Source organism: Vibrio sp. V15_P4S5T153 (assembly GCF_963874485.1).
Lineage (GTDB): Bacteria > Pseudomonadota > Gammaproteobacteria > Enterobacterales > Vibrionaceae > Vibrio > Vibrio anguillarum.
The window spans coordinates 827376-842062 of sequence record NZ_CAWNHR010000017.1 but is presented as its reverse complement, the minus strand read 5'-3'; the positions used below and the strand labels follow the sequence as shown (position 1 = coordinate 842062).

Genomic DNA, 14687 nt, shown 5'->3' with positions numbered 1-14687 from the left:
AATCATCCACCAGCATATTGTTATTCACGAATCGCCCTCTATGAAGCATCGCTACAGCATTAGAAGATTTGAGCTTGTAAAATCTGTTTTTTAATCAACTCATGAGCCATCACGCGTTGCTGACTAACAGACTTTCGACTGTATTCCTCAAGATCACCATATAAACGGTCATAATCAATTTCGTCAAAAGCAGCCTCAATGTTTTCTTGATGAACCTCCCAGCCCTAAAGTGCTGGGTTTCTGAATAATTGATGCCGAAGCCCAAATATTCATCCTGTTAGAAACATTTCTGATGTGAAATATCAGGCGAAAGGTGCCATAGTTTTATGGTCTTATGACTAACATCACTAGGATGTTAGCACCGCGCTTTCTTTGTCTCTCGTTTTTATACTGGTGTCGGTTCTGTCAGCCAGTTTTTTCTTTCTTGCTACGATACTTTTACGAGTTTTGCTTTTGGCAAACGTATGCTCTTTAATGTAATGTATCAGTCGTTTCTTTAGCACTTTAGCCGCATTTGAATCAGCATTATCTCTGTTCCCACATGATAAACAGATAAAAGTCGCTTGGTCTTGACGCTCTGTATTTAAGCTACCACAACAAGCACACTCTTTTGAGCTATTCACTGGATTCAGTTCACTAATTACAATTTTACCCACTTTACGGGCTTTATATTCGATGTAAGTAGCCAGTTGACCTAGCGCAACGCCAAGCAGTGATCGATTTAGACCGCTTTTCGCTCTGGCTCTGTTTCTGGCATATCCTTTTCCATCTTCATTTTTCTTAGGTGTAGCACGTTTGGTCATACCCGTTAAATTCAAATCCTCCAGACCGATAATTTGATTGGCACTTTCGACTAACGCCTTTGAAATGTGGTGATTATGATTGTTTCGGCAATCGGACTCTTTCGCCTGAATACGGCTGATCCTGGCTTGTACAATGCGTTGTTGATTCGTTTCACAAGCTTTAGTTTTGTTCTTGTTTAATCGCTTCTTGCGAGCGAGGATACGCTGATAATGCGCTATCTTTTTCGCTCTGCGCTTTTTACGCGCTATTTCTTCATGGCTGTAAATAACTGAAAATCCATCACTAGAACAAAGGTGAAGCGCAACACCTCTATCAACACCAGTGGTTTTAAGCTCAAGATCTTCATAAGATAAATGCGACAAATCTGAAAGGATCTGTTTTTCATCTAAAACCAAGCGACCATCATCAAAACTGCCTGACAAAGTGAATTTTGCACCTTGTCGTGAAAGCCTGATTTGATTCCCGATTTTCTCAGGCTTATGGGGAACGAGCAATGAAAAAACAATTCTTCGCTTCGCTTTGGCATGATTGTTAATCACGATCCGAGAGCCATTCTCGAAAGGCTCAACAAAGAACATTTCTTTAGTTAAAACAACACTTCGTTTTTTAAACTTGTTTTTAAATTTTGGAAACTTCCTAAGTCCTTTTCTCGCAGCCTCCGCATCAGAGAAAACCAAGCTTGCGGCATTGCGTAAAAGTTGAACTGGAATGTCTTTTAAAAATAAGAGTTCAGGATTGTTTTTGATTGAAGCGTAACCTTGAGCGATAAGCTCTGGTGTTTTGTTTTTTAGAAAGGTTTTATATTCGTTAATCTTTTGATTGCGGATCACATTGGCAGCACCAATCCACTGAGCAAAAAGTGTGGCTTGCTCTGGATTAAGCTTATCAGAAATATTGTAGCTAAAGCCTAATATAGCCAAGGTAAATCCCAGTAAAACATTAGATTAATGAACGTCTTAAGCTATCACGAGATACTTTATGTGGCAACAAGGTTTTTAGTGAAAACAAGAAATAATCTGGTTTTGTTTTCATGTTCGCTCACCCCTACCTAAAGGAAGGGGATTGCGCTCACTCTCGTTCAAGCTCCCTTTGATACGTAACACTGAAAAGATATTATTGACTGATTTCAACACAGAACTTACTTGTGTAAGCTGGTGAAATTCTGATAGCCATAGCCTTACCTTTCGCTCCAAATCGAGCATTAAGGTCACTAGCAATCATGATTAGGCAAGTATTCAAGTAATCTTCCATCTTCTCAAAGCTGCTAAATCGACCAAAAGAAGAACTATTCAATCCATACATACCTGCGATTACTGGGGATACCGTAACACTCAAAGGGGTTTCTTTTGCCCCGTATGAAGAAAATAATGAATATAGATCAGACTCACTAGACGTATAAACAGACCGCAACATATTGTGCAGCATATCACCACCGTTATCGCTTAATGAAGCTAACTCTGACTCTTCATTAGATTCATAATCAGAATCTGGGGCATTAACGAAAACACCTAAACTTACGGCTTCATTACCCGAACCCGTTGATTGGCAGAAAATCTCGACACCCATTGTGACACGTTCTTTCCTGATTTTGAAATCGAGCAGAGGAATGATATTGAACTTAGAGATTTGTTGCTTATCTTCAGATGACTCTGCATAATTCAAAGCACCAGACTTGTACAAATTAATGATATCTTCAACACTCATACGCTTAAACATTGAAGCAAATACGTTTGAGTCCGTAGCCCCTAGCAACGCTGATGAAAGCTCATTTAGTTTCGATGGGTTTAGTGTACGACCTACAAATTTTTCAAGAAGGGAATTCGCCTCTTTCTTAAACTCTTTGAATTCGTCTTTAGTGATCTTGGAAGCAACTAGGGAAAAGATTTTAGAAGTCATAATATTCATCCGTATTGTATTTGATTGAACTTTACGCACTCGAATTATATAAACAGTTCAATCAGCAATAGGAAAAAAATCATAACTGAAAGAATATCTGCATATCAGTATTTACCGTAATGAGTGCTCGGCAAGGTCTTCACCCCGACAGGAGGCAAACACGCCCTGTCTCAGTTTCTCAATATACAAACACAACAACCATAAGTCAACCAAAATACATAAAATAAAAAGGAGTCTAACGACTCCTTTCTCTCACCTAATCCCAATTGGCTTCGACTAGGTACTCTTGATTAGTTATCAGATATCTATTCCATTGCTTTTTAAGCATCACATTGACAAGGAAGGTGTCATAGGAAAAGAATCAATCGAGAAATGCCGCTCTAAGAGCGGCTAGAACACATCAACCACCCGCGTATGACGAATGGTATTTTGAGTCAAACGGCTCGTATTTGAGTTGATTGAGCTTAGCGAAAGACTTCGCATAATCAATGGCGCTCTTTGGGTGTGTGAAGCATTCGTTGATAACAAGCCCTAGATCATTAGACTTGTATTTCGATCCACTACAATAATCGACCACTCCAACAGATGATTTATCATTATCCATATACGCAATGTAATAAAATGCATCAATAGAACCTTGCTCATCAAGATCTTCCTCAAGCACCTGTAATGAATTGTCATATTCAGGATAGATAAAATCTTGAGCGGTGTTCGATTCCGTTAGCTTATCATAAGCCAATTTCGCCGCTCTAATTACTTTTTCAGGGGTATCAAAGAGAGCATATGAATCATGTAGTGTCTTAAGGAACTCTGAACCATTTCGGATATACCAACCAAGAGTGTCACCATTTGATTGTACGTAAGGAGAAATTCCAGCCGCTCCCCCTGATTCAATCAGGATTCCATACCACTTGTTAGCGGCTAGTGATTCATCAAAAATTAGCTCATAGCCAACCTTCAAATCACGCCCTGAATAGTAAGCACCTTCTTTTCGAAGAAGAAAGCGATTTAAGGAAGGCATTTTTTTGATCTTTAAAGTTGCAGTACCAATACCTACGATATACTCAGTTGCGAATTGTTCTAAGCTCATAGAAAATCTCCTTTTTCATAATTATACAAACACAGCGATTTAAGTAAAGATTTTATTGACTCTCAACCTAAATTGTATATAATTAAATTATTAAATAAATGAAATAAAAGGAAACGCCATGAACATTACAGTACTTACCGAAACCGAGTTTAAAGCGCTTAAACCAAAACAGAAAAAAGAGTACTTTGATAAGCTAATGCAAGTAGCTAAAGAAGACCAGGCAGAAGCGAGTAGAGAGCGTAATGGTCAAACGCAAGGCAATGCATTCCTTTGGATTTCATTATACGGAAAAGACGCAATTTCACGGTCTTTCCGCACATACGTCAAGAATCACACACCAAACAAGTTGATGAAAAATTATCGTGGCACCACTAATGCCTGGTATTTTGGCTCACAAAGCAATTTAGGTGTTTACGATGGTCTTAAGGCTCTAGCTGCAAAGATTGATTCATTTGGCATTCCTGCATACGTTTGTGATGCGTGGGATTAAATATTTTGCGCCCAGATCTAAGATCTAGGCGAATTTTAAAAATCAAAACTTACATACTTAAGACGGATTCAGCTTTCCGAACGGGTTTGTTTAAGCAATCCTCATAACCACTTGTATATTCGTTATTTTGATTGAAAATAATGCCTCCTGTATATGAGCATTCCATTGAACCAATCTTGTTTGAATTAATAGGTTCACTTAACATGCTTTGTAATTGCTCTGTAGTTGCTGCGTTTTCTATCTGCTGAAAAGCCACTTGCCTAACTGCATTTGAAAACTGCCATTCATCATATCCACTAGATCCAGGATCAATAAATTTCGGAAGATTTTTTGTTTTATATAAAATCTCACCGACAGATGCATTACTCATATCCTGAATATCTTTTGCATCGATTTCAATTTTTTTTCGTTGAGTTATAGGCGATATTTCATAACTCATTTCAAATTTTTCAGGATCTGCTATCGCTAAGTTAAAAGCATTCTCATTATTTTTAATAATAGGGTTCATGTTTTTTAAGTTGAGATCTTCTCTACTCAACTCAAAACCACTCTGATTATTATCTGATGTAAATTCGATAAGGTTTTTTACGTTCTCTGCTGAAATAAATCCATAGTCATTCATAAGAGTTCCTGTAATTATTGTTTTTTACAGTGTATCATTTTTATTTTTAATAAAAAATAAAAAGCTCCTATGTGAAATAGAAGCTTATATTTAAATCTTATCAAATGATTATTTATTTAAAATCAAGAATTGATTTAACAGTTACTGTATGTCTAGGGCATTGACATTCAATCAATTGAACATTTCTTTTAGAAATATAATTAAAATCACCACCAGCAAGGTATGTCGTAGGTGAAAAGCTTTTGCCCCAAGGCTCGATAAGAAGCTCTAAGTAAATGCGGTCAATCCCTTTCTTCTCCATTTCTTTTGCAATTGCAACCAAAATAGGGGAGTAGCTATTAAAAGCATTGGAAAATCCTTTAATGACATCTTCTTCATAAATGCCATTACTCATAACAAATTTATTAATCGATGGGTTTTTAGTAAAACGAGGATTTCCATTTTCATCGACTTTCTTAGGGGTTTGTCCAACATCGAAGATCAAGTGTCTGAAAACACCATGTGGTTGAACACTTTGTTGCGCTACCTGAGTACCCTTAAGATGACTAATTGTTTCTGAGTGTGTAACGTTACCATCTTTATCGCGGAAATCTACGTGGATTGAACCACCTTCTTTTAGCTCAATGCCATCAACAAACAAAGTATCGCGAGTTTTGCGCTGTTGAATGTAGTTTTCATTAATCTCCGCTTCGTCATCACCAAAAATAACATGAGTGAATGATGTATTGTAATCACGCAAACGAGAGATTCTGTCCACGATAAACCCCATCGGATTAACGATATGTTCAGAGCCGCGTTTTTTGAACTCAAGCATTTTTGCTTTTGAACCATTTTCATCGTAAATGACTTCGAATGGGAAAATATACTGCACGGCATCATCACGCTCAATCAATACGCAGTCATGTGTTTTATCTTCTTCTTTAATATTAAAGTTGTGGATTTTCATTAATAATATCTCCGCTTCTTATTATTATAAATAAAAACGGTTTAGGTAAATATTTTTCGTATAAAAAAGCCGATTGGTTAATCGGCAATTTTCAATTACACGTAAGCCCAGTGTGTGAAGTCTTTCCCGAAATCATCCTCATAATGCTGGCATTGCAGCTCAAATCCAGCAAACTCATTTTTTGGTTGCCAGTATGTAGCCCAACCAATTGTAGGCGGAGCGTCTTGATCTCGATGCCACAGGACTACATTACGATGACTTTCTGGCTTCTCATCATCAATACTTACCTTTGTTAAGTTGTCCATTATTCTATTCACTTTTTTGCAGTTATTAAGATACCTCAAGGATTGCTTGAGGCGATTTTAAGTTGCTTATGAGAAAACCTCTAATCTCTAATTCTAATGTGAGATCTTTATAGCGAGGCAATATGCGCATAGAGCGGGATATTCTTTTCATTGGCTGCCGCTTTAGCGTTTGCTAAAGATACAGTGAGGACTGATATCTTGGCAAGCACTGATTCCTTATCCAAGTCAATCACGCAAAATTCTGTGTGGCAACAAAGTTTTATATGAAAACAAGAAGTAATTTGTTTTGTTTTCATGTTCTCTCACCCCTACCTAAAGGAAGGGGATTGCGCTCACTCTCGTTCAACCTTAATCTTACCGTCAGTAGCAACCAATCGGATTTTTTACTTTTCAGTGATTAGATTTGCCAACCTTGCATATGAGCAAGCATCACCGAACACACTCTTGGTTAAGATTACACCTTCACACGTCAATTTATCTAAAGTGTCGAACAACATCGAAATGATTTCATTAATCTGTTTGTTCTCAAGCACGTAAAACTTGTTTCGATCAAGCGGAAACGAATTATCTTTTTGCAAGTAATCGTAGAGACGATTCATTAGCACACTTTCAGTACGCTGATACTCTTCACTATTAAATGCTCGAACTAAAAAATGACGACCCTGATCTTTATCCAAGCGATTTTTTACCTTAGAGATGTGTCTAAGAACATTGTTCTCTCTATGCACACTATCAAGTGATAGGTTTGCAATGATCGCTTCAACCTCTTCAGTGGATGCTTTCTTGAATTGTGCCTCTAAGAACCCCAAGCTTTCAGTGTAAAAGATCCAGTGCGGCTCATCATCTTTATTGGCATTAATGAAAAAACCAGTACGTAATGCTTCCAGCGTACTTGTCTGCTGACCTTCTCTCAGGTATCGAAAAGTTTCGCCAGCTAAAGTGACAATATGACCTTTCATTAGGGCTTCGATTACCTTTAAGGTCTTATGCTCTACATGGTAATAAATACTATCATTCATGGTGGTTTCCTTAATTTTTGATTGATTATACATAAATTACCCTTAATGTAAATATAATAATTTAACTCCAATATTATTGACCTTGCTTTTCATTGGTGTATAGTTGAGGCATTCACCTATAAGGAGGTTGCATGAGTCTGAAGCTAGAACAAGATATTGAAATTAATGACGACATCTGGCGAATTAATGGCATGGTCTATATTCGTGATTTGAATGGTCAAATTGAAACTTACTGCCATTTGGTTTCTACGACTCGCACACGCGACCAAATTGAAGGGGCAGAGCATCTTCAAGCTTATGCATGGGTGCCAGGCTCTAAGTTCGAACCCGATGTGCAATACGTGAAAGCCTCGAATCCTGAAATTCATTTACGACTTTCGTTACCTAAAGCAGTTTGGTTGATTAAAAAACCAGGATTTAGCAATGAATGGGTTGTTGCTGAAGAACAATTGCAGTTTTATCTTAACAGGCATTTTGATATCGATAGCGGAGAAATCGAATGCTTTAAATATCGAAGCATTAGTGAGCTATTGAAAGAAGGTAACGAAATCTCGCTATCTAATCCTCAAATGGGATAGCGCTTACCATTCCGCTATTTAAAATAGCGGTTTGTTTCAATTGTTTATTAAATAAACTATAATTAATTGAAATTAATTTAGGAATTTATTTATGTTCGAACATAACTTTGCAAATCGAAGTAAAGCTGGCAAGATTTCAGTCCATGATGTCTTCGATGACATTAAATTAACTGCTGGTGGAGATGAACTTTCTGAGCAAGGATATATTACTCTAGATTATGAAAATCGCGAGTTAAAACTAAAGTACATGGTAAAACCTTCTAAGTCTGTTGTTGACCACATGGTTGAATCAGGCAGGGGATTGCCAGGAAAAGTTGAAATTAACCTCCTTAATGAAGTGCTGTTTTATGCTTACTGGGATGCAACCTATGGTAAGTTTGCAACTACACCTAGAATCGCAGGAATTGTAGAGCAAAATGAACTAAGCGAGTTCAAAAAAAGTGCTGAATATGTTGGTGACTGCCTTGTAAATAAAGCGTATAAAGACCTTTTAAAAATTCACCCTCATTACAATATCCGTTCAGCTCGTGAGCCTCTTGGAAGTGATTTAAGAGAGGTGCAAAATAGAGCCAAGCTTGTCTGGGTTGCGGTAGGATATGCGCTTAATAATAAGAAGTTTGTCGAATGCGCTGAAAGAGGCGACTTTAATAATTTCTACCTAGATCAAAGCCGACTTGATTTTCTTCGAGATAAGTTCAACGTAGATGTCAGAGATGTAGATCCAGAGAAGCAGATTCAAACAAAGAAACCAGATGGTTTAGAGCTGTAATTAATATTCTCTTAAAAGCCGTGAATTGCGGCTTTCCTTTTCATTTTACAAGACAAAGAAATCCAATTTCTTCGCGTGTTTCTTTGTCTCTTCATCATCTGTTTTGATGACAGCAATCCAACCACCAATGCCATTTCTCACCATCTGATATGAGCACTTGGACTCATCCTCAAGATTCAATAAACACATGTTCGCTAAGCTATATGATGTGAAATTGTGTTAATCTCAAAGAATCAGCTTATCAAATAACAAACCCAATATCTCTATTTCATTGAATTTTTTATCTGTGATAAAATAAAAAAAATACAAAACAATAAGAATGCATTATGATCCCCAATCCTCACAAGTTTATGGCTACTGCGATAGACATGTTTTATCGACAATCCAAAATTGCTAACAAACCATCCGATCCATATACGTTAGGCTTTGACCCCTCAAGGTTCTATACAAATGGTCATTGCGCAGAGTTTGCTTATGTTCTTGCTGATTTTGCCGCAAAGAAGGGTTTAGAGCCATCAATGACAATAATGTTCCGTAACCGCATTAATGCTAAATCTGGTGAGGCTATAGAAAAGATCTTATCTCATTGCATAGTAGAAATGGACGGGCAAGCATATGACATATGCGGTGATGACGCTAGAATGACCTGGTTTACTAAGTCTGGATATATGAATCAGGATAATAATGAAGAAAGAAGCGAGTGGGAGTTTGTCTCTATCCCTATTGCAGATAGAGAAGATGCTTTTAAGCAGCTACAAGAGCATTGCGCGAGGCATAATGTTCCATTCACTCGCGACCAGGTTGAAAAAGATCAAGCAATCTTCAACTCATTGACAGACAAGTCCAAAACTAAAGATTGCGCTCTAAGTATTTAGTCCTCGCGATCATGAAAAAAGCATAGCTATTAAGCTATGCTTTAAGTCATTCTAAGCCACTTTAAAACAATGGGAATGTACTTCCTTCAACGCTCATGCCATACATTGAGTACGATCCATCTTTTCTTGCTTCAGCAGGCTTCATTTTCACATGAAGGGGGAACGAGGTTTTCATACTCTTACTTGCCAGCATCACATATGGTGGAAAAGGAACGCTGTTGGTTTCAACTCTGTTTTCATAACCAAATTTGAATTTTTTCTCAATCGAACGGTCACGAGTAAAGATCACTTCAATTACTTCACTTTCAGGAACTTCTTTAATCTTCCCAACTTCAATGCTGAAATCTTCTTCCATTCCAAATAATGATGGGCTTTTTGATAGCATATTAAGCTCGAATTTATCTCCTACAATCCTTAACGAGTTTCCCAGAGTGGACTTTTCAGGATGAATGGATTCGTAATATTTTGGGAATCCCACCGAAATTGAGCTAATGTCATTTGAGCTTAAGTGACCATGAACAATACGAACTACTTTTCCAAGCACTTTCTTTACAACGCTAGCACCACCAGGAACAAAAATATCAAGATAAAAACGAGGTTTCATACAATCTCCAAAATCATTAAAATTTGAAAAAAGGGGGGATACCCCTTTTAAATTAAGTATCTACTATTTATTTTTCTTTTTGCTTTCACCTGAAAGAACACCACCACGAATCAAACAAGCAACAACAAAGTGAACTTGCTTATCGATTGTCTCTAATGTTGCACCGTTCTTCATATCCTCTAAATACTTGATGCCGTTCTTTTCAAGAATTCCGTAGAAGCTTTTAGCCTTTTCGAATCGATGTGATGTTGATCGGCGTTTCTCCACGCCAAACGGCTCAACTGGAATAGGGTTTGTGCCTTCTTCATCGCTGTACCATGTATCAATTGTTCGGATGCCGTTACCAAGCTTAACGGTATGAATAGTAGCTTGTCTTACCCCCTTAACCATTTCGAAAGAGAGAACCTTTGACTTTGTTTCAGAAGTACGAGTACCTTTATTATCGATAAACTCTTGAGAAGGGAACACCTCTTGACCCTCACCAACAAAACATTCCGCTTCAATATCAAAAATAACCAATTCGTTACTATCACGTAAGCCTTTTGCGAAAATCTTGGTCAAAGCTTCGATTTTATCTGAATTTTCCGCGAAAGTTTTGTCTAGATCTTGTCTTTCCACATCAAATGAATAGGATTCATCTTCATGACTAATTTTAATGACCAGTTCGTCGGAAATTGTTCGATTTCGGAACAAGAATCGACCTGACACAATAGATTTAACATACTCGCGAGCAAGGAATTCCAAACCAATACTTTCATCGTAAGCTTTTACGAAATCAGTAAGGAAATCTGCAACTTGTGCGTTATTTGTGTTATTTGCATCAAATAACTCAGATGTTACTTTTAGGTTAAACTTAACAATTAGTGTGTCGCTTCCATTAGGCATGAATACTGCATCTTGGAAAACAGGATTTCCAGCAGCCTGCGCTTCAGCCGTTTTAAGTGGAGTATAGTTAGAATTAGTACCATTTAGTCGTAGCTCACCAACCTCAAGCGGTTTAATTTGCCCTGATTCCTTACCTTTTGCATACATATAACCAATGCCAGGGTAAATGGAACGGTTGAAGCTTAGGACTGATGGAAATTCAAATTTTTTCATAATATTTCTCAATTTAATTTTAAGTATTTATTTGTTAATTTATATGGTGGTTTTTAGATTTCTTCACCGACAACAACATACATGTTGTTTGAAATCTCTTCATTTGAAAGCAAGCTATTATTAACCCAGAAGGAATTTACGCTTTCACCTTCTTTTATTGCAAATATCACAGAACCAACTGTACGCGCCCTCGCTACACCTAAAACTGGTTCAGCATAAGTATGCAGCTCATTAATGCGTGTACCTCTACGTTTTTGTAGTTCACCTATTCCACAATATCCGATATTTAATGCAAATAAATACCCATGATATTCGCGCTCTACAGGCTCAAGATACTCATTTCGGTATAGTTGAGTAAAAGTTTCATCGTTAACACAGAAGCCAAGAATGGAAAAAGTACGCTTTGCTCTCTCCAGCTTATTAATGAGTTCAGACAGGACATCTTTCGCTTTTTTTGTGATTTTTTCACTTTCGGAATCAAACTTCGGATCTAAGTCTATAAGTATATCTTCGATCTCTTGGCTACTACCTGAAAGTGAGATGATATAATCCGAGTTCAAAGTTGTCCCAATAGTAGAAACCACTTCGACATCTCGACCAATGAAGTGATTTCTTACCCCAGAAAATAAAGCTATTGCCATTTCATGCATTTCTACAGCTTCTTTACTGTAAGCTCTTTCCTTGGTTTTCTGCGATTGCCTAGAAATAAGATCTACCAATCGGTCAAGTCGATGAACGCGATTTGATTCAACCTCATCAATTAGGTGAGTTTGATCTTCAATTAGCATGGCGTTCATTCCTGATGCTCTCAAAAGATCAATGTAATTCGGAACAGATAACTCTTTAAAGTCTAGCTTGTTTCGCCACTTATCTGAACCCAAACCTTTCACACGAACATCACCACCAGCAAGACGCAATCTATTAAAGATATAGTTCATCTCGCCTCTAGCTCTCATATCATTCAGGTTACTTTCTGTAAGCGTCGAATCAGCTTTTATGATGATAGAACAGTCAAGTTTCGCTTTTTTATCATCTCGCATTGAAGGAGCTAAAACTTTATCTTTACCTTTACGATCTTTTTCGTAGCCGACATAACTATACTTACCATCGTGATAAGCAATCCTTTCGATTACGTATGACCATCCCTCAACTGAAAACTCAGGATCGATGCGCTCATTAAATCGTCTCTGAATAAGGTGTGTAAGACCTTCAACTGCGGTAACAGATGGAATACCGCCAGCCATATAGCCAGTTACAATATCAGCATCAAGCACACGCATTGGAATCTTTATTAGAATTTGATTGCTCATGAAACCCTCTCAATAATAATTGATGCCGCAGTTTCAATTTCTTTTTGCATTACATCATCAATTGCTAACTTCTGGCTGTTGTAAGATGCAATTACATTATTCACTAAGTAATTTTTACACAAATCAACATCTTCCTGACTTGAAAATGGGTTCATAAATAAACGTTCTTCATTAACAGCAACATCCTCAATACTGTAAAGACCTTCCTTAATCATATCTTTCATTTCTATAATCAAGGTAAGAGAAGAAAGAATAGCTTGAGAGATCAGTTTTCTGTAACGACCTGCACCTTTTTTATGAAGGCTATCTGTTTTATCTAGGCGGAAATCCGACAGGTATAAACGGCTTATCAAAGGCTTTTTAGAAATAATCAATTTCTCAATTTTACTTTTATCTTTGTTTAAAAAAGACAGGTCAACTGAAAAAACTTGTGATGATCCACTACCAATTAGTGAATTTAAGTCGCTGGCATTTAATGCTTTTGTACCGCCTATTGATTTTCGAATAAGAGGCAGGTAACTATCTTCACGCTTTGTTTTTATTGATTCATTAATATCTGCAATCATTTGTGCTGATGGCATTGGTGAAATAACAAGATATTCATCATCACCAACAAACCAAAGGATCTGATTGCCCTCAACAAAATCTGGTGTTCCGCGAGACAGCATCTCTAATGCTGTTGCTTCCATAACAGAAATCGAGCTTTGTTCAAACCCTGCTTTCAATAATGTATTCACAACAACCTTGTTCTTTGATGCAATTAGTTCAATAAAAGAAGTGCGCTTACCGCAAAATATAAATTCAAGGGCATATAAGCATTTTTTAGGGGAAACAGCAGCATCACCCGAAAAAGCCAATCGTCTTGAAACTTTATCAGTACCTGCATTTAAAGAGCAAACACCCCAGTTTTTCACAGTATTTTGATTGAGAACAAAAACATTTTCACCATTAACAAGAGCTTCGTTATGCTTTGGAAGGTGAGTCGTAACCATTCCCATCAGTTTATCGATCATTGCTTCATCTTTTTTAGGGATAAATCCCTTCATTGAAGATGCTTTAAACAGATCACTAGCTGATAATTTAAATTCCTTAGATTCATCAGGCTCTGTAGATTCTTTAGATTCTTTAGATTCTTTAGATTCTTTAGATTCTTTAGATTCTTTAGATTCTGTAGATTCTGTAGATTCTGTAGATTCTTTAGACTTTTTAGCCTTTTGGGGTTTAGGAGCATGACTACAGGCAATATGCAATGCAATCAACTCTTCTAAGTCGTTATCATTATCTATCTCGACCAGGAATCGAGTTGGACGTTTTAAAGGATCAATAGCTTTAAAAACTTCCCCTGGCTGAAGGGACTCTTTTTTTTCATCACGATAATGTGATGAAATCAGTTCCTTTATTTCTATGAATTTAGTCATTTTTACTTTCTTTGTTAATTACTTAATCAGCTAAGTTAAATCGATCCGTTTTTGATAAATATAAAAGGACTGATTTTTTAAACCACCAGCAAGATGGATAATTTGTTAAATTTAAAATCTTTAAGCCACTTTGACACGCAGATAGGTGCGGTTCATTTGGTTTTCACATCATACAATGATCATTTTTATTTATACAAGCCTTTTTAATAAAAAATAAAAAGAACTGTATGAAATTCGATCATATAGCACTTTAGCTACCAGTGAGGCGGATAACTGATTTTTCTATTGTGGATAGAGGTAAGCAATTCTTTAAGCCACCAGTTAGGTGGATAACGGATAAGCCCACGCACGAAGATCATTGAACAATCTTTAAGCCACCAGTGAGGCGGATAACTTAGGAGAGCAATTGATGTTTTTTTAATGATCTTCTTTAAGCCACCAGTGAGGTGGATAACGAAGGTGTTGCGCAGCCTCTCTTGCGTAGTTTTCTTTAAACCACCAGTGAGGTGGATAACACCCTAATGTCTTTCCATTTACGGCAACATATTCTTTAAGCCACCAGTGAGGTGGATAACCTACAAACAGAATAGGAAGCTTTTCAACGCTTTCTTTAAGCCACCAGTGAGGTGGATAACCGTAAACGGGAAAACCACCCGTTTAGACCAGTTCTTTAAGCCACCAGTGAGGTGGATAACTTGAGTTGATGTGTGTAGAGATTTCATTGTGTTCTTTAAGCCACCAGTGAGGTGGATAACATCGGTAAAGTAGAACCTGATTTAACTTTATATCTATAAGCCACCAGTGCGGTGGATAACGAAGGTGTTGCGCAGCCTCTCTTGCGTAGTTTCTTTAAGCCACCAGTG

The 14687-nt window shown here is 37.2% G+C and carries 17 protein-coding genes; 4 read left to right on the top strand and 13 right to left on the bottom strand.

The window, feature by feature from the left end; translation table 11 throughout:
• Positions 1-347: 347 nt before the first annotated feature.
• The 3 genes from AACT42_RS15065 to AACT42_RS15055 all read right to left on the bottom strand — a co-directional run bounded on the left by AACT42_RS15065 (position 348) and on the right by AACT42_RS15055 (position 3790).
• The gene (locus AACT42_RS15065; RefSeq protein ID WP_094182929.1) at positions 348-1724 is read right to left on the bottom strand and encodes an RNA-guided endonuclease InsQ/TnpB family protein; all 1377 of its coding nucleotides are present in this window, start codon (positions 1722-1724) and stop codon (positions 348-350) included.
• A 193-nt stretch (positions 1725-1917) separates the two neighbouring features.
• Entirely contained in the window at positions 1918-2700 is a 783-nt protein-coding gene (locus AACT42_RS15060; RefSeq protein WP_094133174.1) for a hypothetical protein, read from the bottom strand.
• A gap of 400 nt (positions 2701-3100) precedes the next feature.
• On the bottom strand, positions 3101-3790 hold the full coding sequence (locus AACT42_RS15055; protein ID WP_094133175.1) for a hypothetical protein: 690 nt from the start codon (positions 3788-3790) through the stop codon (positions 3101-3103).
• Between the two features lie 118 nt (positions 3791-3908).
• Between AACT42_RS15055 and AACT42_RS15050 the strand changes: the two genes are divergently transcribed.
• Positions 3909-4280, top strand: a complete 372-nt coding sequence (locus AACT42_RS15050; protein ID WP_094132586.1) for a hypothetical protein — start codon at positions 3909-3911, stop codon at positions 4278-4280.
• 49 nt (positions 4281-4329) lie between these two features.
• Here AACT42_RS15050 and AACT42_RS15045 read toward each other — a convergent pair whose 3' ends face one another.
• From AACT42_RS15045 to AACT42_RS15025, 5 genes are all read right to left on the bottom strand, one after another.
• Positions 4330-4902 carry a hypothetical protein gene (locus tag AACT42_RS15045; protein ID WP_094132589.1) on the bottom strand — a complete coding sequence of 191 codons (573 nt, stop codon included), beginning with the start codon at positions 4900-4902 and terminating at the stop codon, positions 4330-4332.
• A 112-nt stretch (positions 4903-5014) separates the two neighbouring features.
• A complete protein-coding gene (locus AACT42_RS15040) occupies positions 5015-5848 on the bottom strand; it encodes a hypothetical protein (RefSeq protein WP_094132591.1) in 834 nt (277 codons plus the stop codon).
• A 95-nt stretch (positions 5849-5943) separates the two neighbouring features.
• Positions 5944-6153 (bottom strand): hypothetical protein, encoded by a 210-nt coding sequence (locus tag AACT42_RS15035; RefSeq protein ID WP_094133769.1) that lies wholly within the window; start codon positions 6151-6153, stop codon positions 5944-5946.
• A gap of 107 nt (positions 6154-6260) precedes the next feature.
• A complete protein-coding gene (locus tag AACT42_RS15030) occupies positions 6261-6449 on the bottom strand; it encodes a hypothetical protein (protein WP_094182928.1) in 189 nt (62 codons plus the stop codon).
• 87 nt (positions 6450-6536) lie between these two features.
• Entirely contained in the window at positions 6537-7172 is a 636-nt protein-coding gene (locus AACT42_RS15025) for a hypothetical protein (RefSeq protein ID WP_094133770.1), read from the bottom strand.
• Between the two features lie 131 nt (positions 7173-7303).
• Here AACT42_RS15025 and AACT42_RS15020 point away from each other — a divergent pair, with 131 nt between their 5' ends.
• From AACT42_RS15020 to AACT42_RS15010, 3 genes are all read left to right on the top strand, one after another.
• Positions 7304-7750 carry a hypothetical protein gene (locus AACT42_RS15020; RefSeq protein ID WP_094133771.1) on the top strand — a complete coding sequence of 149 codons (447 nt, stop codon included), beginning with the start codon at positions 7304-7306 and terminating at the stop codon, positions 7748-7750.
• A 91-nt stretch (positions 7751-7841) separates the two neighbouring features.
• Positions 7842-8519, top strand: coding sequence for a hypothetical protein (locus AACT42_RS15015; protein ID WP_094133772.1), 678 nt, complete (start codon positions 7842-7844; stop codon positions 8517-8519).
• A gap of 326 nt (positions 8520-8845) precedes the next feature.
• Positions 8846-9394, top strand: coding sequence for a hypothetical protein (locus AACT42_RS15010; RefSeq protein WP_094133773.1), 549 nt, complete (start codon positions 8846-8848; stop codon positions 9392-9394).
• Between the two features lie 61 nt (positions 9395-9455).
• Here AACT42_RS15010 and cas6f read toward each other — a convergent pair whose 3' ends face one another.
• From cas6f to AACT42_RS24830, 5 genes are all read right to left on the bottom strand, one after another.
• Positions 9456-9998: a type I-F CRISPR-associated endoribonuclease Cas6/Csy4 gene (cas6f, locus tag AACT42_RS15005; protein ID WP_094133774.1), complete on the bottom strand. Its 543-nt coding sequence runs from the start codon at positions 9996-9998 to the stop codon at positions 9456-9458.
• A gap of 63 nt (positions 9999-10061) precedes the next feature.
• The gene (gene csy3 / locus AACT42_RS15000; protein ID WP_094133775.1) at positions 10062-11096 is read right to left on the bottom strand and encodes a type I-F CRISPR-associated protein Csy3; all 1035 of its coding nucleotides are present in this window, start codon (positions 11094-11096) and stop codon (positions 10062-10064) included.
• Positions 11097-11149: 53 nt separating this feature from the next.
• On the bottom strand, positions 11150-12406 hold the full coding sequence (locus AACT42_RS14995; RefSeq protein WP_094133776.1) for a type I-F CRISPR-associated protein Csy2: 1257 nt from the start codon (positions 12404-12406) through the stop codon (positions 11150-11152).
• A complete protein-coding gene (locus AACT42_RS14990) occupies positions 12403-13824 on the bottom strand; it encodes a hypothetical protein (protein ID WP_094133777.1) in 1422 nt (473 codons plus the stop codon). The genes AACT42_RS14995 and AACT42_RS14990 overlap by 4 nt, the downstream gene beginning before the upstream one ends.
• Before the next feature lie 575 nt (positions 13825-14399).
• Entirely contained in the window at positions 14400-14546 is a 147-nt protein-coding gene (locus AACT42_RS24830; RefSeq protein ID WP_445286093.1) for a hypothetical protein, read from the bottom strand.
• Positions 14547-14687: the final 141 nt, after the last annotated feature.